Genomic DNA, 26,601 nt, shown 5'->3' on the forward strand with positions numbered 1-26,601 from the left:
GTCTACTGTGGCGATTCGACCCCGCTCCGGAACGTCCGATCGGTAAGAATGCCTCCGTGTTACACCTGCCTGGCACCGACGCCGCCTTCGTCAATCGTCCGGCGGCGATTCGTGTGGGTCTGGTCATCGGCTCGCTCGTGGCATTCAGCATCCACATCGGCAATCCATTTCTGGCCCTGCCATTGGCATTTGGCGCTCTTGCGTCTGGTCTTTCTGAGGCAGGAGAGGAGTTCGGTCGACGTTGGCGCACGATGCTTTGGATGACCTTGTGGCAGATGGTCAGCGTGGGCATCGCCGGACTGCTGAGCGACATTCTGTGGCTCGGCATCATCGCAACGGCAGCCGTCGCACTCATCGCGGGCTATAGCGGCACTGCGGGTCCACGTGCTGGAATCGGTGGCCTGCTCGCGCTCGTCGTCTTCACGGTTTTTCTCGGGATTCCCGACACCCCGCTCGGTGCTGTTGAGAATGCATTGGCCGTAGGTCTAGGCGGACTCATTCAGGCGCTCGTCACCATCATCGTCGGGATCGCCAACCATCCGCGTGAGTTGGGGCTCGTAGTCAAGAGACTGCCACCATTGTGGCCGCAGATACGGCCGCATTTCATTTGGAACGATCGCTTCACCAGACACGCGCTGCGACTCTCATTGACAGTCACCGTTGCGACGATGATCTCGAACATCGGCAGTCTGCCTGATCAGTACTGGCTGCCAATGACTGTTGCCTGGGTGACTAAGCCCGACTATGAAGGAACGACAACCCGCATTCTGCAACGCATCGTGGGCACTCTCATCGGCTTGCTCCTGATCGCATTTCTCGTTGAAATCGTGCACGCGCATGGACAGTGGATCTCACTCATCTGTCTGTTCGCAGCAGGGTTATGTGTTGCCTACATGAATGCGAACTACGCCATCGCTGTTGTTGGAGTCACTGCCTTGATCGTCGCCTTGCTCATCCTCAGCGGGCAGCCGAGTGGTGAAACTGTGTTGTTGCGCATGGGTGCAACGCTCGTAGCAGGCGCCATGGCCTGGGCCTCGCTCTATCTGTGGCCACTCAAGACTGCAAAGGTCTGAAGTTCAGAGCCTTGCGAAAGCTTCTTCAAGCACGCTGAGTGCGTCCAGTAGCAGCGCATCCGTGATCACCAGCGGAGGCAAGAACCGAATGACGTTGTTCAAGGTGCCAGCAGTGAGCAGTAGCACTCCCTGACTTTGGCAGTACTGAACGATGGCAGAAACGGCATCAGCATTTGGCTGCTTGCTTCCGGCGTAGACGAGCTCGATGGCTTGCATCGCTCCGCGTCCGCGAACTTCTCCGATGATTGGGTAGCGGTCAGCAAGAGCGAGCAGAAAGCCTTCGAGGATCGCACCGATCTCAATAGCCCGAGCCACGAGATGTTCTTCCTCAATCGTCTCAATGGTGCCAAGTGCCGCAGCACATGCAATCGGATTGCCGCCAAAAGTTCCGCCAAGCCCGCTGACATGCACCGAATCCATGATGTCGGCACGCCCGGTAACGGCAGCCAGTGGCAAACCGCCTGCTATGCCCTTGGCCATCACGATCAGATCTGGCACCACGTCCTCGTCTTCGCAGGCGAAGAAATCACCCGTGCGGGCAAAGCCCGATTGCACTTCATCGGCGATGAACACGATGCCGTTCTGCGCTGCATACTCGGCAAGTCCCGGCAGAAATCCCTTGGGCGGAACGATGAATCCGCCTTCGCCCTGGATCGGCTCAATCAGAATGGCCGCAACGTTCTGGGCGCCGATTTCCTTCTCAATCTTCTGAGTAATCAGATCAAGTGCGTCTGTAGTGATCGTCGATGGATCGCCAAGCCAACGGAAGGGGTACGGCATCGGCATCCGGTAGATCTCGTTGGCGAAGGGGCCAAAGCCCTCCTTGTACGGAACGTTCTTAGCGGTCAGCGCCATCGTCAGATTCGTGCGTCCGTGGAAGGCATGCTCGAAGACAACGATTGCCGGACGCTTGGTGAAGTTCCGGGCGATCTTCACGGCATTCTCAACGGCCTCGGCACCTGAGTTCACCAGCAAGCTCTTCTTGGGGTTGTCGCCGGGCGTAATGCGATTGAGTACCTCGCACACCTCGATGTAACCAAGGTACGGAGCAACGGTGAAGCAGGTGTGCGTGAAGGACTGCACCTGATCGATCACTCGATCAACTACCCGCGAGGCTGAGTTACCGACATTGGTCACGCCAATGCCAGAGCCCAGATCGATGATGCAGTTGCCATCGAGATCTTGGAGGATTGCATCGTGAGCACGCGCGATCACAACAGGAATAGCAATGCCAAGTCCCGCGGAAGTCGCAGCAGTTCGACGTTTCAGAGCCTCGAGTGATTTTGGCCCAGGGATCGCCGTGACCAAGCGACGTTCTTGCACGAGGGTGGTCTCAACCGTCATGCGCAAATAGTAAGCCTTCACCCGAGAGTGCTCGCCAAGGCAAGTTAGGCTCGTCGAGTGAGCCAACTGCGCGATAGCGCTCCTCTGCTGGACGCCTACCTTTCGTACTTCGAGGCGAAGCGCACTCCATTCACGATCCCTGGCCACAAGCAGCAAGCAGCACGCCTGGACGCAGGCTTAGGGCAAGTCGTTGATGTCGATATTCCCCTCTCCGGCGGCCTTGATGAAGTCAAGCTCACCGGACATGTTCTGCAGCAGGCCGAGGCACTCGCTGCGCAGTTGTGGGGCGGGGACTTCGCACGGTTTTCAACTGGCGGATCAACGCATGCCAACCAAGCTTCCATATTCGCCCTTGGGAAGCCTGGCGATCGAGTGGCTGTGACACGCACGGCCCATCGATCCGTACTGAGCGCTCTTGTGCTCGCGGGGCTGGAGCCGATTTGGATGTCACCAGAGACTGGACACAGCTCTGGCGTGCCGACTGGCATTGCCATAGAGACCCTGCAAGCAGCTCTCGAACACAAACCAATCGCGGTGCTGCTCACAGAACCTGGCTATCTCGGCACGATGTCTGATCTTTCAGCGCTCATCGAACTCGCCCACAATCAGCACATCCCTGTCATCGTCGATGCAGCCTGGGGTGCGCATTTCGGATTTCACCCCATGTTGCCCAGCCATGCGATGCAGCTTGGCGCTGATGCGCTGATCACCAGCATGCACAAGGCGATGCCGGGTTACAGCGCGTCCGCTCTTCTCGTAGCGCGCACGACATACCTGAATGCTGACCGGCTCGAGCATGGCTTCGAGATGACGCACACGACTTCACCAGCCGGCGCACCCCTGGCCTCAATCGATGGCTGCCGTGCATTGCTAGAAACTCGAGGCGAGGAACTGATCGACGAACTGCTCGTGAACATCGCTGGATTCAAGGCGCGAGTACAGGCTGAAATTGCGTATCCAATCTTCTCCAACCCGCGCGAATTCGCCGACCATCGATTCGATCCGGCGAAACTCGTCTTGCGTGCCAATGAGCTTGGTACCACCGGCATCGCAATCGAGCACGCTCTGCTTGCGTACGGGATCCGTGTCGAGATGGCCGATCAAGATACGGTCGTCTTCCTGGCAACCATCGCCGACTGTGCCCAGGATTTCGACACTCTGGCCACGGCACTCGTCCCGATTCTCAAGAATCTGCAATCCGTGCCGCGACACAGTGCGACCGCATTGAGTTGGTCGGTGGTGCCAGAGATTGGTCTTTCATTGCGCGATGCCTTCTTTGCCGAGACCACCACGGTTACGCGTGCACAGGCCGAGGGCCGCATTTCAGCGGACTTGATCGCTCCCTATCCCCCAGGTGTGGCTGTGGTGGCACCAGGCGAGGTTCTCACTGCGGCAATCATTGAGGGACTCACTGCTTCGCGAGCCGCAGGCGTGCGCATTGCATACGCCACGGACCCGAGTCTTGCTACCTATCGCGTAGTTCGCTAAGCAGCGATCATCGGCTGCACAGACGCGGCGGCTCGCAAGGCCTCCTTCGATGGTGTCAAAGCTCTGCGAGTTAAGATCACGAAAGCCTCAAGGAGGCGGACAACATGACGACTAGTGAAGGCCTGCTCGACTCTGCGTATGCATTTATGGATTCGCCCATCGGCGAACTCATGCTCGTTTCAACTGACTCAGGATTGATGAAGATCGCCTTCGCCAATGAGGGCTTCGATCAAGTGCTCGAAGAGCTGGCAAGTAAAATCGGTTCGCGCATCATGCTTGCACCAGACCGCCTGCAGATTGTTGAGCGCGAACTGGGTGAGTACTTCGCTGGCGCAAGGAAGCAATTCGACCTCGCCTTGGATCTCTCGCTCACCCAGGGTTTCCGCCAACTTGTGCAACTTCACCTCGCTGAGATCGACTACGGCAAGACCGCGAGCTATAAGGAAGTCGCTGAGTCCGTGGGCAAGCCCAGGGCTTCACGGGCCGTCGGCAGTGCATGCGCCACAAATCCACTGCCAATTGTGCTGCCCTGCCACCGAGTCTTGCGCTCAGACGGATCCCTCGGCGGCTACGCCGGTGGCCTCGAAGCCAAGCGCACACTGCTGGCATTGGAACAGGCCGCATGATGGAGGCAGTGGTTTCGGCCAACGGGACGATCGTGTGCGAGGACGGACTGCGTCGGCCAGTGTGGGCTGCAAGCGATCCGCTGCGCCGCCACTACTACGACACCGAGTGGGGCATGCCAGTTACAGACGAGCGCGGTATGTATGAGCGCGTGATGCTTGAAGGTTTTCAAGCCGGACTCTCGTGGGACACGATTCTTCGAAAGCGTCCCACTTTTCGCATTGCCTTCAAGGACTTCAATCCTGACGTGGTTGCTGAGTTCACTGATGCGGACCGAGAGCGGCTGATGGCGGACCCTGGCATCATCCGCAATCGCGCCAAAATCAATGCCGCCATCACAAATGCGCGAGCGACAATTCACATGCGGGAAGAGGGTGGGCTTGCTGATTTCATCTGGTCCTTCCGGCCAGCATCAACTCCATCTCCACGAACCATCGACGAGATCCCGACGCAATCAGCCGATTCGATTGCTCTGTCCAAGGCATTGAAGACGAAGGGTTTTACCTTTGTCGGTCCCACCACGATGTTCGCGATGATGGAATCCATCGGCATGATCGACACGCATCTGATCGACAGTCACCGGAGAGGTACTTCAGGCCTCTGGGCCAACTGAATCGACGTCGTTACCGCTTCTGACCCACGGCAAAGATGCGCTTGAACGGGTAGTTGGTGCCATGAGCAGATCGCGGGTATGCCTCTCGCAACAGAGCTGAATACTGCTGCTCGAAAATCTCAGAATCCTCAGTACCAAGTTTCGCAATCACCGGCCGCAGAGTGGTGCCGCGAACCCAGTCCAGCACAGGTTCGGCGCCGCTGAGCACATGCAGGTACTCGGTCTCCCATGCCTGCGCTTCCAATCCAGAGGCCAGCATCAACTCCAGATAGTCCGCCAGAGCAGCCACCTGCCCACCTGCGCGAATCTCGTCGCCGAGTTGCTCTCGCCAACGATCCGATCGCACCAGTCGATTGAGTAATACGTGCCAGGGAAGTTGCGCGCTATGCGGCACCTGCATGGCGAACCACGCGCCTTCATCCATGGCCGCAAACCAGTGGGGCATGAGTTCCACACTTTCGGGAATCCACTGCATTGCCGCGTTTGTCACGACGACATCAACACCAGGCGTAGGCATCCACGCGGCTATGTCCATCTGCTCGAAATGCAGATTGGCCGGCAGATCCGGCATGGACGTGGCCTTCTCCAGCATCTCCGTCGAGGAATCAATCCCGAGTACCTCAGCATCTGGCCAACGCTGCGCAAGAATTGCAGTCGTAGAGCCAGTGCCGCAACCAAGATCAACAACTCGAGCCGGCGAGGCTGCCGATACCCGCGAGATGAGATCGAAGAAGGGCTGAGTCCGCTCTCTGTCGAATCGTTCATAAATCTGCGGATCCCATTGCACGCGGGACGATTCAGCCACGGAAATAGTCTGGCTGGTGGCTGCAGGCGTGTCTGCTCTTGAGCCGAAATGGAAAGCTCCGCTCAGACACGTGCAATCAGCCGTACGATCCGAGCATGTGCCATGACGACAGCAGCCGGCCGCCGGCCTCCCCGAGATCCGAAACAATCGCCGACTCACGAAAGTTCACACTCACGAGCAGTGACGGCAACGAGTTCTCCGCGTTCTACGCCTCTGCTGCCTCACCAAAGGTCGGCGTCGTCGTTCTGCCTGACGTCCGTGGGCTTCATCCCTACTACGGATCACTCGCGGAGCGCTTCGCCGAGGCTGGACTCACTTCAGTTGCGATCGACTACTTCGGACGAACTGCCGGACTTGCCGAGGACGGATGGCGCGCAGAGGACTTCGACTGGCAACCCCACGTCAACGCCGCAACACCAGCTGGGGTGAATCTCGACACTCAGGCCGCCATTGATTTCATGCGTGCTGCTCACGGGCAGGATCTGCCGATCATCAGTGTTGGCTTCTGTTTCGGCGGCGGGCAAGCTTGGCGGCAGTCCTCAAGCGAGCTCGACCTGGAAGCGGTCGTTGGCTTCTACGGTCGTCCCGACTTCGTCGGACGCTCTGCGAAACATGCCAAGAAGCTCACCTACATGTTCCTTGCCGGCGAGGATTTCACTCCTGTTGCCGACCAACTGGCACTCGCAGAGGTGATGCGCTCAGGTGGCGCTGAAGTGATCACTGTGGTCTACGACGGCGCACCACATTCATTCTTCGATCGCGCCTTTGATGATTGGGCCGAAGCAGGTGCTGATGCGTGGGATCGAATCCTCGAACTGACGGACAGACTGGCCCTGAACGCAGGCTGAAGCCCACGACTGGACAATGCACTCATGATCTCAAGAGTCCAGATCTTGGAGGCGTTCCTCCCTGAGCCCAAACGTCCCATCGAGTTCCAGAACGCGTTCGATGAACACATCAACCCAGTCCAAGGATGGTTGACCGAAGCCGAAGCGTTCCTGCTATGGAGCCTGAGTGGATCGGTCAGCCCAGATTTGGCCGTAGTAGAGATCGGCAGCTATCTCGGTCGATCCGCCGTGGCGCTGGCGCTGGGAACGCACGGGTCAAGAGTACATGCCGTGGATCCACATACCGGCGACGTCAGCGAAGTGGAGCAAGGCTTGTCGATCGATACTTACGAGGGCTTTCTCGCGAACATCGACAGCGCCGGGGTTCGAGATCGCGTGCACCCATGCATATGAAGTCGGTGGATGCCGCTGCGATCTACGACGGTCCAGCCATCGGATTGCTCTTCATTGATGGCTGGCATTCAACAGAAGCTGTGGAAGAAGACGTCCACAGCTGGCTGCCCTATCTCGCACCGCAGCGCACCATAGTTTTCGATGACTGGGAGCGCCCGGAAGTCGGCCAAGGCATCAAGACATCCGCTCATTGGTTCCCGCCTTGGTCGGTTCGATCGGCAAGGATCTGATTTTCACAAGTTCGACCTCGGCCGCCGATCTGCCGATACTCCGATACTCCGCCAAGCACGAGCGTGCCCGTCGCACCGCGGCCCGGCTACATCTGGCTCAGGATGTGCGAGCCGACTTTCGCTGAAAGTCAGAGCAGGAAGCGGAAGAGCGGGCTGGCCGCATCTATCTTCTCGATGCGGGGAGGGGCAGCCTCCATTCGCGCGAGCAGACCTGGCAAGTCGCTTGCGCTCGAGAGTTCGATGCCGACCAATGCAGGCCCGGTTTCACGGTTGCTGCGCTTGACGTATTCGAACAGGGTGATGTCCTCATTCGGGCCCAGCACTTCATCCAGGAATCGGCGAAGAGCGCCGGGCTCCTGCGGAAAGTCGACGAGGAAGTAGTGCTTTCGCTCTTCGAAGATCAAAGCCCGCTCGACGATCTCGGCGTATCGACTGACGTCATTGTTTCCGCCTGAGAGCACGCAGATCACCTTCGCCGATTTCGGGATGTCGACTACCGACATGCCCAGGGCCGCGCTTGCCAGCGCGCCCGCAGGCTCGGCGATGATCCCGTCAGTCTGGTAGAGCGCGAGCATCTCGCTGCACACTCGACCCTCTGGCGCTGCCACGAGCTGCACTTTCGAGGCCGCAATGATCGGGAAGGTGACGTCCCCGACGCGGCGCACAGCAGCGCCGTCGATGAAGGTGTCGATCTCGCTCAAGGTGACGGGTTGCCTGGCCGCGATAGCAGCGGCAAGGCTTGCCGCTCCCGCAGGCTCGACTCCGATGATTCGAGTGTTCGGGCACCGCTCTGTAAGCCATGCGATGGAACCAGCGAGCAGTCCACCTCCGCCAACGGGAACCACAACTACATCCGGAGCCGAACCAAGCTCTTCAACTGCCTCGCGGATCACGGTTCCCTGCCCAACAATGGTCCGCGCATCGTCGAACGCGGGCACGATTGTCGCTCCGGTTGCGATGGCATCAGCGGCCGCCGAGCCAGCTGCTTCGTCATAGTTGTCGCCACCGATGATGATCTCGATCATGCTGCCGCCCAGCGCTGCAATCCGATCCTGCTTCTGTCGGGGCGTCGTTCGCGGCAGATACACCCGACCCCGTACACCAAGTGCGAAGCAGGCGTACGCAACGCCTTGCGCATGATTGCCAGCGCTCGCGGCGACCACGCCTGCGGCACGCGCGTGCTCATCCAGTTGGGCGATCAAGTTGTATGCGCCACGCACCTTGTAGGAGCGCACCGTTTGAAGATCCTCACGCTTGAGCCATACCTCGGCGCCGGTGGCATCCGACAGGCGCGCATTGTGTTCGAGAGGAGTGGTGGTCACAACACCGACTAAGCGACGCGCAGCTTCATCGATCGCATCAGCGTTGATCGGAAGGTGAGCGTCACTTCCACGTTGTTGAGTCACTGTCCAAGTATGCGCACTTCGATGCGGCGCTCGATGGAAGCCAAATCGCCCTCTTTGCCCGGCGCGCGAATTCACCGCCCAATCCGGCCATTTGTGGCTAATCTGATGGTTCATGAACGTCGAGAGAATCGTTCCTTGGTGCGCTTAGATGTCAACAGACAAGCAGGTTCGCGACTCTGACGGCACGACATTGGGCAGCGATGCCGCGGACGCAGCGACCTCAGAAGTTCCACCCGCAGAGCGGCCACCGGTTGCAAATCTGAAACTTCTGTTCGCCTCGTTGATGATCGTGATGTTCCTAGCATCGTTGAGCCAGATGGTCTTCGCAACGGCATTGCCCACAATCGTCGGCGAACTGCACGGCGTCAACCAGATGGTGTGGGTGATCACCGGATACATGCTGGCCTCGACCGTGGCCATGCCGATCTATGGCAAGGCAGGAGATCTCTTCGGCCGCAAGAACATGCTGCTCGTAGCAATCCCAATCTTCACGATCGGATCCCTCATCGGCGCCCTGGCTCCGACCATGACCTGGCTCATCACCGCCCGTGTGATCCAAGGTCTGGGCGGCGGCGGCTTGATCATCTTGTCGCAGGCGTCAGTAGCGGATTTCATCCCTGCGCGGCGACGCGGAAAGTACTCCGGAATCATGGGAGCGACCTTCGCCACCTCTTCGGTTGCCGGACCGCTGCTGGGCGGGTGGCTGACTGAAGGGCCTGGCTGGCGGTGGGTCTTCTGGATCGTGATCCCTCAGGCCATCGTCGCTGGCTTCGCTCTGGTGCTGCTCATGCCCACCACTCACAAGCAAGCAGCCGTACGCCCCAAGATTGACGTCGCAGGCATCTGCCTCATGGCCTTGGCCACCACCGGGATCGTCCTCATCGCAACCTTGGGCGGCCACAGCTACGAATGGCTTTCTCCGCAGATCCTCGTGATGGCCGCGTCCTCGCTGCTGATAGGCACCTTGTTCGTATTCATCGAGACTCGCGCCGAGCACCCGGTGATACCGATGACCATGTTCAAGAACCGGAATTTCGTGCTCGTCACTACGACCGGTCTGCTCACCGGCATATGCATGTATGGGGCCATGGGGTATCTGCCTACGTACTTCCAGATGGCCGAGGGAGTATCCGCCACGGAGGCAGGGCTGCTCATGGTCCCCCTGATGGGCTTCCTGCTGCTGGGCTCGATTGCCGTGGGAAATCTGGTCTCCAGGACCGGTCGCTACAAGGCCATGCCCATCATCGGATCCCTTCTCGTCGCACTTGCACTCTGGCTGCTGTCGACGGTCACCTTGGCAACACCACTGGCACAGATCTGCTCATACATGGCACTGATGGGCATCGGGCTGGGCTCCAGCATGTCGATCCTGACGTTGATCGTTCAGAACGAGCTTCCTCATCGCCTTGTCGGAACAGCAACCGCAGCGAACAACTACTTCCGGCAGGTCGGCTCGAGTCTTGGAGCGGCCATCGTCGGTTCGCTGTTTGTCGCGCGCTTGGGCATGCTGCTCACCGAACGCCTGCCGGCGGCAGCGAACACTGCCGATGCCAGGAAGTCCTTCACGCCTGACATCGTCAGCGCCCTGCCCGAAGTGATCCGGCAGATTGTCCTGCATGCCTACAACGAGGCACTCGTACCCATCTACGCGGCCATGGTTCCGCTAGCGCTGATCGCCGCCGTGCTGATGACCTTTGTCAGAGAGAATCCGCTGGCAACCGAGATCGTGCATGAGGCTCCGGCAGAATCCTTGGCTGAAGGCCAGCTTCTCATCTCCGACTTCGACAGTGAGGACGAGCGCGTGGTCTGACTCGCGAGGACAGTCGCAGTGTTCGGAAAGCGACCTCTACTCCAAGGAATTCTGTCTTTCAAAGTCGTGGACAATCCCGTCGATGACATCTTGATTGACCCCAGGCAAGGCATAACTCAGCTGTTCGTAGCTCAAACACGTTGGAGAGCCCATCCAGATTCCTTTGACGGTAGCCGGCGCGATCGGCTCAATCCCGCCGCTCTCGAAGGATGCGTAGTCGCGACCCAGATACTCGAACTCAAACAGGCTCTGGCTGAGCCGGTTGATGGTTGCACCAGCGGGAAGCATCTGTTTGGGATCAATGGAGCCATCAACACCGTCCAGGCCACACCAAGCACCCGCCTCAACTCCATCTGTCACCTCTATCCATTGGTGCCGGTCAAGAGGATTAATCCAGACGTTGCCTGAACCCGATCCCCCACCGTCAATGGTGTAGAGCTTCCAAGTGTCGGGCACCTGAACGCGTTCCCCGCGAACAGCCACTCGGTCGGCGAGTGTGAATGCCGAAGCCGAATCCGTGGACGCTTGGGAGCTGGCTGAGTCTGAAGCAGAGGTCGTTGACGGGGTGGTGCTCGAGCAAGCCGCCAAGGCAAGAACAGCAACGATCCCGACAGCAGCAATGGCTGGGCATCGCTTGCAGACGCCTGCGGGACTCGACATGCGCACACTCTAGATCTGCGAAGCCGATCTTGGCTTTTCGACGCCACCTGCCTGGCTCGTTCAACTGGCCTACTTCGAGAGCTCGGCCTGAATTGCCTCTACGATTTCCGAATCGCCAGGCTTAATGGAGGGTGCGAAGCGCCCGACAACCTGACCGTCACGTGACACGAGAAACTTCTCAAAGTTCCAGGTGACATCAGGGTCTTCAGTTGGTGTGATGCCGTATTCGCGCAGTCGGGTGCGGTGTGACTCGGTGTCACCAGTAATTGGTGGCGCCTGTTCGATCAATTTCGCGTAGAGCGGGTGCTTGTCTTCTCCCACGATGCTGATTTTGGAGAACAGCGGAAAGGTGACGTCGTAGGTCAGGCTGCAGAACTCGGCGATCTCAGCGTTGTCGCCTGGCTCTTGCTCGCGGAAGTTGTTCGCGGGGAAGCCCATCACAACAAGGCCTTCGTCCTTGAACTGTCGGTAGAGCGCCTCAAGGCCCTCATACTGCGGGGTGAGCCCGCACTTCGAGGCAACGTTGACGACGAGCAGCACTGATCCTGCGTAGTCGCCCAGTGAAGTCGCCTCCTCGGTGATCGAGTCGACTGGGATCTCTTGAAGTGTTGACACCGAAAGCCTCCTGGCAAAGTAGATTGTGCACAATATATTACCCGATCCGAAGATCCGTGTCGTTTTAGGGAATCTGCTCGGTCATCAGAGATGCCCCCAAGGCAAATAGGCGGAGTTGGCGCTCAATTCCGAGCCTCAATGAACAGTGCGCGCACTTCAGCTAAGAGCTCATCGCCATTCATGAGTTCGCCTTCGATGAAGCGCTTTCTGCCATCAATTCGGGCAAGTCGAATCTTCACCATGAGTTCGACATCAACCGGAGCTGATCCACGGTAGTCAACGCTCAAGTTCGCGGTGAGAAACCGCTTCGTGCCGCCAAGCCCTAGGCGAGCAATGGCGGTGTCAAACACCATGGCGATCGCTCCCCCATGCACCTGTCCAAAGGGATTGCGATAGAAGATTCCAAAGAGAACAGAGAACTCAACTGACTCTGGCGTTCGAGCCACCACGGTCATCTGCGGCATGAGGGTGTGAGCCGCACGAGCACGGACGTACGTGGGAAAGTCCGTCCCGACAAGCGCCGGGTTGGCCACAAAGGCTTGCAGCATGCTGGTGGCGTCCTCAATGGCTTGCGAAACTTCAACCGCTACCGACATGGGAGCGCTCGTGGCGGTCGCCGCATCCTGTAGCGCGCGAAGAGCCTTGCCCATGCTTGCAAGTGCCGAATCGTTGTCGTCGGATTCCATCGATTCGAGTTCCAAGTTCGAGCGCCCTCCATGACTCATGGAAGCAATTGCCGGGACAACGATTAACCGGATTCCATCAGTCGGTGATCTGGGTGACTTGCGTAAAGGAACACGTACCTCAAGGCATGAAGTCATCTATGAGTCGGGCAAGTTTCACCGGCTCGTCTCCTTGGAGGCTATGGCCAGACTCTTCGAAGTGGGTCACCTTCGTCGCAGGATTGCGGCGCAGCATCTCAGCTTCGTCCTCGTCGCTGACCACGGACTGATCCCGCATCCCTCTTGCGAGGCAAATCGGCCCCTTGACCTGAGCGACGGCATCCCACAAGTCTCCAAATCCGAGTTCGTCAAGGTTGCCGCCAGATAGGGGCTGCTCATCGACATCGCCATCGAGCCGGTGGCGCTGATGGCGCCAGACCCAGCTGCCGTCGTCCAACTGCTCAGCGTTGTGGAGGATCCCACGCCGCAGCGAGCGTTCGGTACGCGTCGGATTGAATTGGACCGTTCGAGCCAGGATCTCGTCGAAGTCAGCGAAAGTCACCGGTCCGCTCAAGAAGCCGATGATCTGCGAAGCCTGATCGCGAGTGACGCCAGGCGTCACATCGACAAGGATCGCGGACCGCACGAGGTCAGGTGCATGCAATGAAAGCGCCAAGGTGGTCAGCCCGCCCATCGACATACCAACGACACCGCGCGCGTTTGGAGCGAGTGCACGGATGACGTGTGCGACATCCTCTGCATTGCCTTGAGTGACAACAAGCCCCGGACGGCCGGCATCGGAGTGCCCGTGGCCAGGCAGGTCGATGGCAAGTAGCGGCCGATCGAGCGCCAATGCGACCGTGTCCCAGGTATGGGCGTTCTGGCCGCCGCCGTGCAGCAGCACGATCTCGGGATCGCCAGTCCCCCAGACCAAGGAACTCATCACGCGGCCGTCAGGCATCACCACGGATTCGCGTCGCACTATCGGCGCACGGAATGCGATCCCGAACTCCTCGGCGTTCTCCTGGAACATCCCAAACTCGTCGTATGCGACGTGTGCAGCCATGCCCTGCCTCCAACATTCGTTTAGGAGGCACGCAAAGATGCCTCATCACCGGGGCCAGTCGATACGCGCAGCGTGCCACAGCATCACCAACCCCGCGGCAGATTGCTAAGGGTTAATGCCCAGTCTTTCTGCTGCCGCGATGCAGCAGTGCTATTTCGAGAGTTCGCGCTCGATTGCCGCAAGGATCGACGCATCGTCCGGCGTGACGTGAGGAGCGAAGCGCCCGACAACCTTTCCGTCGCGTGAGACAAGAAACTTCTCGAAATTCCAAAGCACCTCAGGATCCTCTGTGGTCGTTACGCCGTGCTGGCGGAGCAAGGCGCGGTGCTCCGGCTTGTCACCTTCAGTTACTGGAGCTTGCGCGATCAGTTCTGCATAGAGCGGGTGCGTGTCTTCTCCCACGATGCTGATCTTGGAAAACAAGGGAAAGGTGACGGAATAGGTGGTGCTGCAGAATTCAACTATCTCGGCGTTGTCTCTTGGTTCCTGGCCGCCGAAGTTGTTGGCAGGGAAGCCGAGCACGACCAGGCCTTGGTCCTTGAAGTTTCCGTAGAGCGCTTCCAGACCTTCGTATTGCGGCGTGTTTCCGCATTTCGAAGCGACGTTGACGACTAGCAGCACCGAACCTGCGTATTCGCCTAGTGAACTCGGCTCCGCGTTGATTGATTCAACTGGGATCTCCTGCAGTGCTGACATTGCAAGCCTCCTGGCAAAGTAGATAGTGCACGAAAATATTGTGCGCGATCAATCACGTCAACGTGATTGGGAAAATGGCCCACGTTTGGACCCAAGTTACTTGCCGCCGGAGACGCTATGACGCAGAAGTTCTTGGTTGTGCCCATTCCGGCGCCACTACGTACGAACCCTTGCCGCTGCCCGCCATGACACTGCGGTCCATCGGCTTTTCCGGGGCGACGATTGTTCGACAGGACGTGCAATAGAGGCCACTCCATTCAAGTAGAGCCTCATAGCGAGCGATTCGCTCGTCGTTGAATGAAAAGGGGCAAGTTGTGCTTCCAACAAAATCAAGCGGCATCAGTCAGACGAGTAGTACGGTCCACGAGACTGCTTTGCGGATCCAGTGGATCACAGATTTCCAGATTCACTGGCGCTTCATTTGAGCAGTTAGTGAAGGCAGCTATTTTCAAATGCGCACGCCCCTTGTGCTCGTCAGTTGGCGACGTCCACGAGAACTTCCGATGAGCATCGCGCTCTGGCGCCGATTCGGATGGAAGTTGCGCCACATCGAGCACGAGGAGAGTCGCAATGACAGACAGCATCCTGGCCGGCATCAAGATCGTGGATCTTTCTATTGGCGCTGCCGGATCCGCGGCCACAATGCTCTTGGCCGAGTGTGGTGCTGATGTCGTCAAAGTCGAAGGCTCCACGCCAGGCCGTGAACGAAGTCTGCCGGGATTTCGCACCTGGAACCGGAGCAAGCGAAGTGTGGTCGCCGATATTGCGACGCCAGACGGTTTGGCGTGCCTGAAGCAGTTGCTGTCAGCCGCTGACGTCTTCGTACATGAGTTAGGACCAACGCAGGCGCGAGAGTATGGCCTAGACGAGGCTTCACTCGCCGAGTTGAATCCCCAGCTCATCATTAGTTCAGTGCTGGGCTGGCCCATCAATCACTCCGACGCTGACTTGCCCGTCAATGAATCCTTAGTTCAGGCTCGTCTTGGGCTTTGCGATGAACAACGTCCCCAGTCTCGCAGCGAGGGACCGGTCTACTTGCGCTACCCGTTGATGACGTGGAACACCGTGTGGATCGCAGCCACCGGAATCGTCGCACGACTGCTGCTGCGAAATCGCTCAGGCATAGCCGGACCAGCACATACAAGTCTGGTGCAGGGCGCCATGATCAACCTGGCCATGCTCTGGAACCGAGGGCCGGGATTGCCACCGGCAATGGCAGACGGAGTCCCCAAGATCAACTTCGTACAAGATTGGGTCTACCAATGCAGTGACGGACTTTGGATGCACATCATGCCTGATCCGATGCGCAGTTCACGTGTGCGCGAATTCGTTGAGAGCCACGAGGGACCGTCTGAGGCAGCCATCGCCGCTTGCTTCCTCACGGATACTCGGGAGAACTGGCTGCAGCATCTTTGGGCAAGTGACGTCCCGGTGCAGGCCTGTGCGGAGTTCGGGGCAATCCTCGATGACGAGCAGGCACGACTCAACGGATATCTGGTTGACCTGGATGATCCTGAGGAGGGTCGCATCACGGTTGCCGGGACACCACTAACCATCAGTCCGCCGCAGAAAATCCTTGGACTGGCTCCCCCGCACGGCGCGCACACCAAGGAAGTACTCGCGACGTGGGTCGCCGAGCAAGGACCAGCTGGCGATGGCCGCCAACGCCGATGGCCGCTCGAGGGCATCAAAGTCCTAGATCTCGGCAATTACTTGGCCGGCCCGCTGGGCCCCCAATTGCTGGCCGACATGGGCGCTGAAGTGATCAAGCTGGAAGGTTCCGACGGTGACCCCATGCTGTCTGGCGGGGCGTTTCTTGGGTGCCAGCGAGGCAAGCGCAGCTTGGCTCTGAACCTCAAGGCACCTGAGTCGCGCACTGCGCTGGAGGCTGCGATTCGTTGGGCCGATGTCGTGCATCACAACATCCGGATGCCAGCTGCCATACGCCTAGGTCTGGAAGCGGAGTCCGTCCGCAAAATAAATCCCGAGGCGATCTTCTGTCATACCAGCTCGTATGGGCCGACAGGACCTCGAGCGGATTGGCCTGGCTACGACCAATTGTTTCAGGCCCAATGCGGGTGGGAAGTCCTATCAGCTGGCCAGGGCAATTCACCTATGTGGCAACGCTTCGGTTACATGGACCACGTATGTGCCATGTCATCGGCTTTAGCGGTAGTACTTGCCCTCTACCACCGCGATCGCACAGGGCAGACCCAGGACGTTGCAGGGTCCCTTTTGGGTGCAGGCGTACTGACGGTGAGTGAGATCTTCAAGCGGGCAGATGGCACCTTGGCTCCATTCGCCGAATTGAGTTCCGATCAGCTCACCCTCGACGAGGGGCACCGGATCCTCCAGCTTGTGGATGGATGGGTCATGATCGCTGCCGACGAAGATGATCAGTTGCGTGCACTGAGCAAGGTTGAGTTGTCTGGACGCAACACTGAAGAGGTGCTGGCAGACCTTGCCTATGTCGGGGTGCCGGCAGAACGTGTTCGTCTCAACCAGCGTTCGGCGTTCTTTGACAGCGCAGAAAATCACAGGGTCGGTCTCATAGTCTCCACCGAGCAAGCAGAGTGGGGAGCGCTCCAGCAGCCAGCCGGCTTGTGGAATTTCGGCGATGTGGCCCCCCGCCACGAGCGCCCGGTGCCGGCCCTCGGCGAGCACACGGTCGAATGCCTGCGGGAATTCGGACTAGAGGACGCCTTGATCGAAAGCCTTCTCGCATCAGGAGTCGCTATTCAGAGGGCTTGATCGCGTGAATCCTCAGAAGTTCGGGCCTTTCGTTTGTGGAGCTGAGGGGACTCGAACCCCTGACCCCCTGCATGCCATGCAGGTGCGCTACCAGCTGCGCCACAGCCCCATGTATCAGCGAGGCTGACACGGGAGTGAGAAGCATACCCAACTCAGAAGCCGCCTCAGGGTGGCCCCACAGATCAGAGTTGGGGCGCCCGAACGTTGTATTCCAGAAGGCGCCACTTCTGCGAAACACCCGGATTTGCCTCTGCCGCGATCGACCACGAGCAGTTCGGCGTGACCCCGAAGATCGGCCAATGTTCGAGTGGCAGATCGAGCAGGGAAGCCATGCCAGCCATCGCTGCTGCTCCGTGCGTCACGCACACCAGTAGTTCGCCCGGACCGATCTTGTCGAGCCCGCGATCAACTGCATTGCGCACGCGCTCTGCCACTTCAGTTCGCGTTTCGCCGTGCAGACCAGGGCGCACATTGGTTCCCGCAAACCACTGTTGCAGATCTTCGGTGTGTTCCTTTTCGATGTCGGCGCGATGCATGCCTTCCCACACTCCGACGAAGGTCTCGCGAAGATCCGGATCAAGCACTACCTCTTGATTGAGCAAGTCCACCAGTGGCTTGGCGGTGTCGTGCGCACGCCTCAGATCTGATGACATCACTAGAGCCGGCTTGAGCAAGGCAATCTGCTTGGCCGCGGCAGCAGCCTGGGCAATGCCGACCTCGTCAAGGTCGATGTCAGACTGCCCTTGAAATCGTGCTGTCGCATTCCAGTTGGTTCGCCCATGTCTCAAGAACAGCACCCGACGCGGTTCGATCACTCTGCGAGACCCGGCACCAGTCGTGGCAGGCTGACCTCTGCTGGCAATGCGATCAGCGGACAATCGCTCCACAGCCGTTCAATGGCGTAGTGGATGCGCTCTTCGACGAGTTGCACGTGAACAACGATGTCGCCGTAGTCCAAGAGAACCCAACGAGCCTGCTGCTCGCCTTCACGGCGCAGTGGCTTGGCACCGTGCTCTAGGAGGCGCTCCTGCACCGCGTCAACCACCGCCTTGACCTGCGGTTCGTTGGCTGCAGAACACATCACGAAGACATCTGTGATCACCACATGTTCGCTGACGTCAATGGCAATGATGTCGGTTGCCATCTTGTCGGCGGCTGCAAGCGCGGCCTGAATAGCGAGGTTCTTGGCCTCATCTGTGGCAGTCAAGACAATCCTTTCGGGGAAGGGGGTTCAAGGTATGAGCCTCTCACAGGGCCGGAATGTCAGGTCCGAGAACAATTCGGACATCCACCGGAGCCCCCTTGACCTGCTTGACTTCCTCGGGCAAGAGCCCGACAGCAGTGGCCGCAAGCTGGCCGAGCTTCACCGAAATCGCGCTGGCCGGCACCTCCACTCGCGAGTTCACCACTCGATCGGCGGTGTCACCCGAAATGACCGTCATGCCCGCATCAATGAGGTCTTCGGTGGCGCGGGCGAGCTGAGCGGCAGAGGCCCCGGCGGGAATGAGCAGCACACGTGGACGAACTGTCTCACCCGGGTTCAACATGCTCACGGGAAAATACCTCTTCACCAGCGCATCGGTCGCCGCGCGATTCACAACAACGGCGCCATCGGCAAGTACGGCGGAAACCGGCAGGATCAACGTCTTCTGTTTGCCGCCGATCGCCTCCTTGCGCAAGGTGAGCAACAGATCCACAAGTTCAGAGTTGGAGGCGCTTGAACGAGCCATATGTCCAAGACTCAACAGTAACTGGCCGGTCGACTCGGGCGTGCTGGGGAGATTAGCAATCGTCGAGCTCACGACACCGGCAATATCCGTTGACTCACGCGCCTTGGCAGCTTGGGCTGGCGTGAGTGTCGCATCGATAAGACCAGCGAAGGCAAGTCGATCAAGGGTGAATGAAATGTCAATGTTGATGCCCAGCAGTTCTTCGAGAGCATGCTGGCTCTGCAAGGTGTCATTGGCATCGCCTGTGAGGCGCAACGGCGACCAGGTTGGTGTTGGAACCAGTAGGTCAGATGGCAAGCGCATAAGTTTGCCGACAGTCTTGCCGTAGCCGGTGGCCATGATCTGGGTGAAGATGACATGTCGATTGTCATCGCGCACTTCGAACAGGAGTATCCGCTGAGATCGAACCACTGGCGCAGACGGACTCGCGGAAGCAGCAGCTGACGGCTTCGACGTCGGGGTCGGCGTCGCGATCAGTGATGATGGATCGCTGAGCAAGTTGGCCGCTACCACGCCAAGTGCGGCAATCACTACGACGATCAAGATGACGACCCAACGCCGCCAGTGCGATTGCTGATCGTGCGCTGTCACGCTCATGCACTGCCTCGAGCGGAAGTGCGATACAGCCCATGGGCCTCGATGTAGTCGGCGACTGATGGTGGGACCAGTTGATCAATTGATACGCCGTTACGCACCAGCTCGCGAATCTGCCGCGATGACACATCAGGCGTAGCAACCTCAACCAGGGTGAATGCACCATTGAGCAGCGAGGCCGACGGGGCCGGGTGACCGGGTCGACTCACTCCAACGAGCTGTGCGCGCTGCAAGATCCCGGCCGGATCTCGCCAGTTCGGAACGTCGACAAGCGCGTCGGCTCCCGTCACAAAGAACCAAAGCGCTTCAGTCTCAGGCTGGTCGTGCTCCCAATGCTCTTGAAGATCAGTAAGGGTGTCGATCGTGTACGTCGGACCCTCACGCTCGATGTCGACAGACGACGTCGTGAAGCCCTCGTGATAGGCAATGGCGAGATCGACCATGGCAAGCCGGTCTGCTGCCGAGGCCTCTGGCCCAGGCTCCTTGTGCCAGGAGTTCCCTGTGGGCACGAAGATCAGATAGTCCAATTCCAATGCAGTTTGCACAGAAACAGCGGCCACAAGATGTCCCGAATGGATCGGGTCAAAGGTGCCACCAAAGACGCCGAGGCGCCGGACCTTCACGGACTAGCGGCCAACCTTGATCATCATTGTGAATGCCAGCAATACGCCCAGGACCACGAAGGCGAACGCGCCAAAGCCCCAGGGCGGAATCGATGGGTCGTTGATCGGCGCCTCTTGCGCCAATTGGACCGCAGACTGGATCAAGCCCATGAAATGTTCCTCTCCTGGATGGTAAGCGGGTTCACTTTAGCGACTGATCACGCTCGGACGTGACCGTCCCCGGTCACGATGTACGTGGTTGTGGTCAATTCGGCCAGGCCCATCGGGCCCCGGGCATGCAGTTTCTGGGTGGAAATGCCGATTTCGGCGCCGAATCCGAACTCTCCCCCATCGGTGAACCGGGTCGAGGCGTTCACCATGACCGCAGCTGAGTCCATTCCGGCGATGAACGCCGCCGCGGCTGACTGGCTATCAGTGACGATCGCCTCCGTGTGGCCAGAGGTCCATCTCTGGATATGTGCGATTGCCTCGTCGATGGAATCGACGACGCCGGCAGCCATATCCAGCGACATGTACTCCGCAGCCCAGTCGGCATCGGTCACAGGAATAGCCACGATTCCCGACGAACGGGCGAGCTCGAGTGATCGTTGGTCTGCATGCAGCGTGACGCCATTGGCATGGAGGGCTGCTGCAACCATCGGCAGGAACGCATCGGCAACATCGCGATGAACAAGCAAAGTCTCGGCCGCGTTGCACACACTCGGTCTTTGCACCTTGCTGTTGATCACAATGGCAACGGCCTTGTCCAGATCGGCATTTTTGTCGACGTACACATGACAGTTTCCGACGCCAGTCTCAATCACCGGAACCGTTGAGTTCTCGACGACATTGCGGATCAGCGCTTCGCCGCCACGCGGAATCAAGACGTCAACGAGACCTCGCGCTGTCATCAGGTGCTTTGTGGAATCGTGAGTCAGGCCGGGCACCAGCTGGATCGCGTCAACGGGAATTCCCAGCACATCCAATGCTTCACGCATGATGTCGACGAGGGCGGCATTTGTAGTGGCAGCAGACGAAGATCCCCGCAGCAAGGCAACGTTTCCGCTCTTCAGACACAGGCCCGCGGCATCCACCGTGACATTGGGACGAGCCTCATAGATGATGCCGACAACGCCCATTGGAACCCGCAATTGCCGAATCTGAAGGCCGTTGGGCAATGTGTAACCACGAACAACTTCACCGATCGGATCTGGCAGCGCAGCCACCTCGCGAAGTGCCTCAGCGATGGCGCTGACCCGAGCAGCATTCAACGTAAGTCGATCAATCATTCCGGCAGCAGTGCCAGCTTCGGTCGCGCGCGCCACATCCCGGTCATTGGCCTCAACGATTCGCGCCGTGTTGGCTTCGAGCGCATCGGCGAGCGCGATGAGCGCGATGTCCTTTTCGTCGCGCGTCAGTTGCCGAACTGAGCGTGCTGCCTCGCGAGCGCGGCGGGCAACATCAAGCACTTCCTCGCGTTCATCTTTCATAAGCCAAGACTAGTTTCCTGAATTCTGTACATCATGCTCCTGGTCAAGATTGACGATCTCGCATTCGGTGAACAAGGGTTACGCGCATGGCAGCATGACCTCCCAAAGGAGACGCCATGATTCACGCCCGCCGATTGACTCGCACCTTCAAGACCAAGACCGGCCCAGTAGAGGCCGTCAAGGCCATTGACTTCGACGTCCAAGCAGGAGAGATCCTGGGTCTGCTCGGGCCCAACGGTGCTGGCAAGACCACCACTTTGCGCATGCTCACCACCTTGTTGAACCCGACTTCGGGCAGCGCCACAGTTTCCGGTGTTGACCTGGCAATGGACCCGCGTGAGGTTCGGCGGCGCATTGGCTACGTCGCACAGATCGGTGCTGTCCCCGCACCTGGCACCTTGGTCGGCGAAGAACTGATCGTGCAAGGTCGATTGCAGGGAATGAGCAAGGCTGCAGCCCAGACTCGGGTGGCAGAACTCCTGCCTCAGATGGATCTGGAGGGCTTTGCTCCTCGAGCACTCAGCGAGATGAGTGGCGGCCAGCGTCGACGATTCGATATCGCCTTGGGGCTCGTGCACTCCCCCAAGTTGATCTTCCTTGACGAGCCCACGACGGGTCTGGATCCGCAGAGTCGCGCAAATCTGTGGGATCACATCAACTCACTTCGCGAGGAAGAAGGCGTGACGATCGTGCTGAGTACCCACTACCTCGATGAAGCCGATATTCTCGCTGACCGCCTGCTCGTGATGGACAACGGCGTCATCGTCGCCAATGACACCCCCGAGGCTCTCAAGGCACAAATCTCCGGTGACGTTGTTGTGATGGAGGTCGATGGAGACCTGCACGAGGCAGCGCGCATCGCTGCGGAAGCCGTGCCGGTGCGCGACACCCGCATCGAAGGCGATCGCGTGCACGTCACAGTCGAACTCGGCGAAACAGCAATCGCACCAATCCTTCGTGCCCTTGATGCAAGCGGGCTCAACTTGAAATCTGTCAGCGTTTCGCGCCCGTCCTTGGACGACGTGTTCCTCACCCTGACCGGCCGCACCCTTCGCGAAGACCTCGCCTGAGGCTTGAAAGGAACTGCACATGCTTATTGAAACCTGGGTCATCTTCCAACGACAATTGCGCAACCTCTTGCGCAATCCAGTCTGGGTCTTCTTCGGACTGTCGCAGCCAATCTTGTATCTCGTGCTGTTCGGACCGCTGCTGAAGAACCTGTCTGGGGGTGGACTTGGCGGCAATGCATCGTGGTCAATCTTCGTGCCTGGCCTACTGCTGCAGCTGGGCATCTTCGGCGCAACATTCGCGGGCTTTGGCATTATCCAAGAGCTGCGCGAGGGTGTCATCGACCGCCAACGGGTAACTCCTGCTCGGCGAGTCTCTCTACTGCTCGGCAGATCATCAAGCAACATGGTGGTCATCGGCTTCCAAGGACTGCTGCTGGTTCTGGTTGCCATTCCGTTCGGACTCGAACCCAGTTGGGCCGGCATCATCGTGGCGCTGGTCTTGGTCTGCGTCCTGGCCTTGGGCATGTCCGCGGCGTCATACGCAATGGGATTGATCCTGAAGGAAGAGGACTCCTTCGCACCGTTTGCTCAGGGAGTTTCACTCCCGCTGTTGCTGCTCTCTGGGGTCCTGCTGCCTATGACACTCGCGCCGGTGTGGCTGGAGAACCTCAGCAAGGCCAACCCGCTGACGTACACCGTCAACGCCGCACGTTCGATGTTCGTCGGCGATTTCGGTGTTCGCGATGTATGGGTCGGCGGACTTGTCACCTTGCTGCTTGCCGTGTTGATGGCATGGTGGGGCACGCGCACCTTCCAGAAGGCAAACGCGTAGCGGACTATTTCAGCAGGACGAGGTCATCGCGATGAACGACCTCACGCTCGTATGCAGGACCGAGCTCCTTGGCCAGATCCTTGGTCGAACGGCCGAGCAGACCGGGCAGTTCGGTTGAATCGAAGTTGACCAATCCTCGAGCCACCGTCAGACCTTGATCGTCGACAAGGTCAACGGGATCACCTGCGGAGAAGTTGCCATCAACTGAAGTGATGCCCGCAGGCAGCAAAGACGAACCACGCTTGGTTACTGCACGCGCTGCACCCGCATCAATATGAAGTCGCCCGTTGCCCGTGGTTGCATGCGCAAGCCACAGCAGTCGGCTCGATGTGCGCTCCCCTGTTGGCGAGAACACCGTGCCGACACTGGCGTCCTGCAATGCCGGGCCAACGAGTTTGGCGGAGGTGAGCAACACCGGGATGCCCGCAGATGTAGCGATCTGCGCTGCCTCAACTTTGGAGGCCATACCGCCGCGCCCAACACCCGCCGAGCCGGTTCCACCAATACTGATGCCAGCAAGATCACCACTCGACTTGACTGAGTGGATGAGATTGGCACCGCCTTTACTGGGCGGTCCGTCATACAGACCATCAACATCAGACAGCAGGACGAGCGCATCAGCCTGAACTACATGCGCAACGAGCGCCGCGAGTCGATCGTTGTCACCGACGCGGATCTCATCAGTGGCAACGGTGTCGTTCTCGTTGACGATCGGCACGACTCCAAGTTCGAGCAGTCGGAACAAGGTGCGCTGCGCATTGCGATAGTGAGCGCGTCGAGTCACATCATCGGAAGTGAGGAGCACCTGCCCGACAGCAATGCTGTGCTCGGCGAACGCAGCGCCATAGCGAGCAATCAGCATCCCTTGACCAACGCTTGCTGATGCCTGCTGAGTAGCGAGATCGCGAGGCCGATGCTTCAGCCCGAGGATCGGAAAGCCGGCAGCGATTGATCCGCTGGATACAAGAATGACCTGACTACCAGCTGCCTTGCGCACGGCCAACTGCTGCACAAGCGCACTGATGGCCTCATCGTTGATGCCGCCACCGCGATTGGTGAGCGAGGATGAACCGATCTTGACGACAATCCGCGAGGCACTGGCAATTGCACGGCGAACCTCAGTCGTCATGGCCGCCCTCAGTCGTCATGGTCCTCAATGCTTTCCATCAATCCTAGATCCACTCGCACATCGGTGCCGCGTGGCGAAGCCTCAGATCGGGTGTTCGCCATGATCGAGGGATGCCAGTCGAAGATAACCGGGTTCTCGTCGGGACCAATCATCACAGCGACACCAGGAACTGCGCCTTGAGATATCAGCTCTTCTTCAACACCCAGACGAGCCAATCGATCACCGAGATAGCCGACAGCTTCGTCATTGGCGAAGTCGGTCTGGCGAACCCAACGCTCTGGGCGATCGCCACGAACGCGGAAGCCTTCGACTTCACGGGTCACGGTAAAGCTCTGCTCGTTCACGGCACGCGGAGTAATGACGACTCGCTGCGCAAGTTCATGGACCACGCTGGCTCTGGCTTGGGACACGAGTGACGCCATCGCGAAATTGAGCTCTCGCAAGCCCTCGCGCGAAGCAGCCGAGATCTCGAACACCTGGTAGCCGCGACCGATCAATACCGGACGAACGAGCTCAGCAAGAGTGCGACCATCGGGGACATCGATCTTGTTCAGGGCGACAATGCGAGGACGGTCTGCAAGGCCGCCGTACAACTCCAGTTCTTGCTCGATTGCATCGAGATCATCAACGGGGTCACGGCCCGGCTCCATGTTCGCGCAATCCAGCACATGCACCAGAACGCTGCATCGCTCGACATGGCGCAGGAACTCAAGCCCCAAGCCCTTGCCCTGGCTGGCTCCCGGAATCAGGCCCGGAACATCGGCGACGGTGTAGACGGTGTCACCTGCAGTGACAACCCCAAGATTTGGGATGAGCGTGGTGAAGGGGTAATCGGCGATCTTGGGTCGCGCTGCACTGATGGCTGCGATGAGGCTCGACTTGCCGGCACTGGGAAATCCAACAAGGGCAACGTCAGCCACGGTCTTGAGTTCGAGCACGACCTCGCGGTAGTCGCCAGGCTCACCTAAGAGAGCGAAGCCGGGAGCCTTGCGTCGAGCACTCGAAAGCGCAGCATTGCCAAGCCCGCCGCGACCACCTTGGGCCAGCACGAAAGTCATGCCAGCACCAACGAGGTCGGCAAGAATTTCACCGCTCGAGGTTGTGACGACAGTGCCAGAGGGCACGCGCAGCACTACGTGATGTCCTTGAGCGCCGTGCTTGTTGCCGCCCTGCCCGGCCTTGCCACTAGATGCCTTCTGGTGTGGGCGATGGTGAAATTCGAGAAGAGTCGTGATCTGCGGATCGACTTCAAGCAGGACGTCGCCGCCCTTGCCACCATTGCCACCATCGGGTCCACCGAGTGGCTTGAACTTCTCACGCAGTACAGATGCACATCCGTGTCCACCGTCGCCCGCCTGCGCGTACAACTGCACGCGATCAACGAAGGTGGTCATCTGGCTTCCTTACTGACATGGTCACAGGGACCAAAGACAAACGAGGCGAGCCGTAGCTCGCCTCGTTTCAGGTCTGTACTGGTGCGGTGCTGAGCTACTCAGCGAGGATGTTCACCACGCGGCGACCGCGATGTGAACCGAACTCCACAGTGCCCGCTGAAAGTGCGAACAAAGTGTCGTCCTTGCCACGGCCGACATTGTCGCCCGGGTGGAAGTGGGTGCCGCGCTGGCGCACGATGATCTCGCCTGCGTTGACAAGCTGACCGCCGAAGCGCTTCACGCCAAGACGCTGCGAGTTGGAGTCACGGCCGTTACGGGTGCTGGACGCACCTTTCTTATGTGCCATCAGTTCACTTCCCGGTCGTGATCTCGGTGACCTTGACCGCGGTGAGCTCCTGGCGGTGGCCTTGGCGGCGGCGGTAACCGGTCTTGTTCTTGTACTTCAGGATGTCAATCTTGGGGCCACGCTTGTGCTCGATGATCTCGGCGGAAACCTTGACCTTCGACAGCGCAAGGGTGTCGGTGGTGACATTCGTGCCGTCAACGATCAACAAGCATGGCAGAGCAATGGAGGCACCGGGCGCACCGGAGACTCGGTCGAGCACAACAACATCGCCAACTGCAACCTTTTCCTGACGGCCGCCAGCGCGCACAATCGCGTACACCACGTACTCCTACCTCGATAATCGCCCGGCTGCGAACGTGCAGCACAGCACAACTAAAACAATGGACAGAA

General features: G+C 59.1%; 29 protein-coding genes and 1 tRNA gene. 11 read left to right on the plus strand and 19 right to left on the minus strand.

Going from position 1 to position 26,601, the window contains the following annotated elements; all coding sequences use genetic code 11:
* Positions 1-56: 56 nt before the first annotated feature.
* Positions 57-1,073: an FUSC family protein gene (locus Q7L55_05455; protein MDO8732005.1), complete on the plus strand. Its 1,017-nt coding sequence runs from the start codon at positions 57-59 to the stop codon at positions 1,071-1,073.
* A gap of 3 nt (positions 1,074-1,076) precedes the next feature.
* Here the strand turns inward: Q7L55_05455 and gabT are convergent, their stop codons facing one another.
* Positions 1,077-2,417, minus strand: coding sequence for a 4-aminobutyrate--2-oxoglutarate transaminase (gabT, locus tag Q7L55_05460; protein ID MDO8732006.1), 1,341 nt, complete (start codon positions 2,415-2,417; stop codon positions 1,077-1,079).
* Between the two features lie 57 nt (positions 2,418-2,474).
* Between gabT and Q7L55_05465 the strand changes: the two genes are divergently transcribed.
* The 3 genes from Q7L55_05465 (at position 2,475) to Q7L55_05475 (ending at position 5,142) form a co-directional block, all read left to right on the plus strand.
* Positions 2,475-3,905, plus strand: coding sequence for an aminotransferase class V-fold PLP-dependent enzyme (locus Q7L55_05465; GenBank protein MDO8732007.1), 1,431 nt, complete (start codon positions 2,475-2,477; stop codon positions 3,903-3,905).
* Positions 3,906-4,009: 104 nt separating this feature from the next.
* Positions 4,010-4,531 (plus strand): methylated-DNA--[protein]-cysteine S-methyltransferase, encoded by a 522-nt coding sequence (locus Q7L55_05470; protein MDO8732008.1) that lies wholly within the window; start codon positions 4,010-4,012, stop codon positions 4,529-4,531.
* Positions 4,528-5,142: a DNA-3-methyladenine glycosylase I gene (locus Q7L55_05475; GenBank protein ID MDO8732009.1), complete on the plus strand. Its 615-nt coding sequence runs from the start codon at positions 4,528-4,530 to the stop codon at positions 5,140-5,142. The genes Q7L55_05470 and Q7L55_05475 overlap by 4 nt, the downstream gene beginning before the upstream one ends.
* A 10-nt stretch (positions 5,143-5,152) precedes the next feature.
* Here the strand turns inward: Q7L55_05475 and Q7L55_05480 are convergent, their stop codons facing one another.
* Positions 5,153-5,947 carry a methyltransferase domain-containing protein gene (locus tag Q7L55_05480; protein MDO8732010.1) on the minus strand — a complete coding sequence of 265 codons (795 nt, stop codon included), beginning with the start codon at positions 5,945-5,947 and terminating at the stop codon, positions 5,153-5,155.
* A gap of 95 nt (positions 5,948-6,042) precedes the next feature.
* Between Q7L55_05480 and Q7L55_05485 the strand changes: the two genes are divergently transcribed.
* Genes Q7L55_05485 through Q7L55_05495 form a run of 3 tightly spaced genes read left to right on the plus strand, consistent with a single transcriptional unit; the run spans position 6,043 to position 7,418 of the window.
* A complete protein-coding gene (locus Q7L55_05485) occupies positions 6,043-6,795 on the plus strand; it encodes a dienelactone hydrolase family protein (GenBank protein ID MDO8732011.1) in 753 nt (250 codons plus the stop codon).
* A gap of 24 nt (positions 6,796-6,819) precedes the next feature.
* The gene (locus Q7L55_05490; GenBank protein ID MDO8732012.1) at positions 6,820-7,188 is read left to right on the plus strand and encodes a hypothetical protein; all 369 of its coding nucleotides are present in this window, start codon (positions 6,820-6,822) and stop codon (positions 7,186-7,188) included.
* Complete coding sequence (locus Q7L55_05495; GenBank protein MDO8732013.1) at positions 7,179-7,418, plus strand: class I SAM-dependent methyltransferase; 240 nt, start codon at positions 7,179-7,181, stop codon at positions 7,416-7,418. Before Q7L55_05490 ends, Q7L55_05495 begins: the two co-directional genes overlap by 10 nt.
* A 128-nt stretch (positions 7,419-7,546) precedes the next feature.
* Here Q7L55_05495 and ilvA read toward each other — a convergent pair whose 3' ends face one another.
* Complete coding sequence (gene ilvA, locus Q7L55_05500; protein ID MDO8732014.1) at positions 7,547-8,824, minus strand: threonine ammonia-lyase IlvA; 1,278 nt, start codon at positions 8,822-8,824, stop codon at positions 7,547-7,549.
* A gap of 148 nt (positions 8,825-8,972) precedes the next feature.
* On the opposite strand from ilvA, the gene Q7L55_05505 reads away from it, so the two are divergent.
* Positions 8,973-10,634, plus strand: coding sequence for an MDR family MFS transporter (locus tag Q7L55_05505; GenBank protein MDO8732015.1), 1,662 nt, complete (start codon positions 8,973-8,975; stop codon positions 10,632-10,634).
* A 36-nt stretch (positions 10,635-10,670) separates the two neighbouring features.
* Here the strand turns inward: Q7L55_05505 and Q7L55_05510 are convergent, their stop codons facing one another.
* The 5 genes from Q7L55_05510 to Q7L55_05530 form a co-directional block, all read right to left on the minus strand.
* On the minus strand, positions 10,671-11,294 hold the full coding sequence (locus tag Q7L55_05510; GenBank protein MDO8732016.1) for a hypothetical protein: 624 nt from the start codon (positions 11,292-11,294) through the stop codon (positions 10,671-10,673).
* 69 nt (positions 11,295-11,363) lie between these two features.
* On the minus strand, positions 11,364-11,909 hold the full coding sequence (locus Q7L55_05515) for a glutathione peroxidase (protein ID MDO8732017.1): 546 nt from the start codon (positions 11,907-11,909) through the stop codon (positions 11,364-11,366).
* A gap of 122 nt (positions 11,910-12,031) precedes the next feature.
* Positions 12,032-12,610 (minus strand): PaaI family thioesterase, encoded by a 579-nt coding sequence (locus Q7L55_05520; protein ID MDO8732018.1) that lies wholly within the window; start codon positions 12,608-12,610, stop codon positions 12,032-12,034.
* 103 nt (positions 12,611-12,713) lie between these two features.
* A complete protein-coding gene (locus Q7L55_05525; protein MDO8732019.1) occupies positions 12,714-13,637 on the minus strand; it encodes an alpha/beta hydrolase in 924 nt (307 codons plus the stop codon).
* Between the two features lie 150 nt (positions 13,638-13,787).
* Positions 13,788-14,333 carry a glutathione peroxidase gene (locus Q7L55_05530; GenBank protein MDO8732020.1) on the minus strand — a complete coding sequence of 182 codons (546 nt, stop codon included), beginning with the start codon at positions 14,331-14,333 and terminating at the stop codon, positions 13,788-13,790.
* Positions 14,334-14,903: 570 nt separating this feature from the next.
* Here Q7L55_05530 and Q7L55_05535 point away from each other — a divergent pair.
* Positions 14,904-17,084, plus strand: a complete 2,181-nt coding sequence (locus Q7L55_05535; protein MDO8732021.1) for a CoA transferase — start codon at positions 14,904-14,906, stop codon at positions 17,082-17,084.
* Positions 17,085-17,120: 36 nt separating this feature from the next.
* On the opposite strand, the gene Q7L55_05540 is transcribed toward Q7L55_05535, so the two are convergent.
* From Q7L55_05540 to Q7L55_05570, 7 genes are all read right to left on the minus strand, one after another.
* A tRNA-Ala gene (locus Q7L55_05540) sits at positions 17,121-17,193 on the minus strand.
* Positions 17,194-17,266: 73 nt separating this feature from the next.
* The gene (locus tag Q7L55_05545) at positions 17,267-17,899 is read right to left on the minus strand and encodes a histidine phosphatase family protein (protein ID MDO8732022.1); all 633 of its coding nucleotides are present in this window, start codon (positions 17,897-17,899) and stop codon (positions 17,267-17,269) included.
* Positions 17,896-18,291 (minus strand): ribosome silencing factor, encoded by a 396-nt coding sequence (rsfS, locus tag Q7L55_05550; GenBank protein MDO8732023.1) that lies wholly within the window; start codon positions 18,289-18,291, stop codon positions 17,896-17,898. Before rsfS ends, Q7L55_05545 begins: the two co-directional genes overlap by 4 nt.
* A gap of 40 nt (positions 18,292-18,331) precedes the next feature.
* Positions 18,332-19,411 (minus strand): hypothetical protein, encoded by a 1,080-nt coding sequence (locus tag Q7L55_05555; protein MDO8732024.1) that lies wholly within the window; start codon positions 19,409-19,411, stop codon positions 18,332-18,334.
* Positions 19,408-20,031, minus strand: a complete 624-nt coding sequence (gene nadD / locus Q7L55_05560) for a nicotinate-nucleotide adenylyltransferase (protein ID MDO8732025.1) — start codon at positions 20,029-20,031, stop codon at positions 19,408-19,410. The genes Q7L55_05555 and nadD overlap by 4 nt, the downstream gene beginning before the upstream one ends.
* Positions 20,032-20,034: 3 nt before the next feature.
* A complete protein-coding gene (locus Q7L55_05565; protein ID MDO8732026.1) occupies positions 20,035-20,181 on the minus strand; it encodes a hypothetical protein in 147 nt (48 codons plus the stop codon).
* A gap of 47 nt (positions 20,182-20,228) precedes the next feature.
* On the minus strand, positions 20,229-21,500 hold the full coding sequence (locus Q7L55_05570) for a glutamate-5-semialdehyde dehydrogenase (protein MDO8732027.1): 1,272 nt from the start codon (positions 21,498-21,500) through the stop codon (positions 20,229-20,231).
* Positions 21,501-21,616: 116 nt separating this feature from the next.
* Here Q7L55_05570 and Q7L55_05575 point away from each other — a divergent pair, with 116 nt between their 5' ends.
* Positions 21,617-22,570, plus strand: coding sequence for an ATP-binding cassette domain-containing protein (locus Q7L55_05575; protein ID MDO8732028.1), 954 nt, complete (start codon positions 21,617-21,619; stop codon positions 22,568-22,570).
* Between the two features lie 19 nt (positions 22,571-22,589).
* A complete protein-coding gene (locus Q7L55_05580) occupies positions 22,590-23,342 on the plus strand; it encodes an ABC transporter permease (protein MDO8732029.1) in 753 nt (250 codons plus the stop codon).
* A 4-nt stretch (positions 23,343-23,346) separates the two neighbouring features.
* On the opposite strand, the gene proB is transcribed toward Q7L55_05580, so the two are convergent.
* From proB to rplU, 4 genes are all read right to left on the minus strand, one after another.
* On the minus strand, positions 23,347-24,471 hold the full coding sequence (gene proB / locus Q7L55_05585; GenBank protein MDO8732030.1) for a glutamate 5-kinase: 1,125 nt from the start codon (positions 24,469-24,471) through the stop codon (positions 23,347-23,349).
* An 8-nt stretch (positions 24,472-24,479) separates the two neighbouring features.
* A complete protein-coding gene (gene obgE, locus Q7L55_05590) occupies positions 24,480-25,865 on the minus strand; it encodes a GTPase ObgE (GenBank protein MDO8732031.1) in 1,386 nt (461 codons plus the stop codon).
* 94 nt (positions 25,866-25,959) lie between these two features.
* Positions 25,960-26,211 carry a 50S ribosomal protein L27 gene (gene rpmA, locus Q7L55_05595; protein ID MDO8732032.1) on the minus strand — a complete coding sequence of 84 codons (252 nt, stop codon included), beginning with the start codon at positions 26,209-26,211 and terminating at the stop codon, positions 25,960-25,962.
* A 4-nt stretch (positions 26,212-26,215) separates the two neighbouring features.
* Positions 26,216-26,533 carry a 50S ribosomal protein L21 gene (gene rplU / locus Q7L55_05600; GenBank protein ID MDO8732033.1) on the minus strand — a complete coding sequence of 106 codons (318 nt, stop codon included), beginning with the start codon at positions 26,531-26,533 and terminating at the stop codon, positions 26,216-26,218.
* Positions 26,534-26,601 lie beyond the last annotated feature (68 nt).

The sequence above is a fragment of the Actinomycetota bacterium genome, assembly GCA_030650795.1.
Taxonomy (GTDB): domain Bacteria; phylum Actinomycetota; class Actinomycetes; order S36-B12; family S36-B12; genus UBA11398.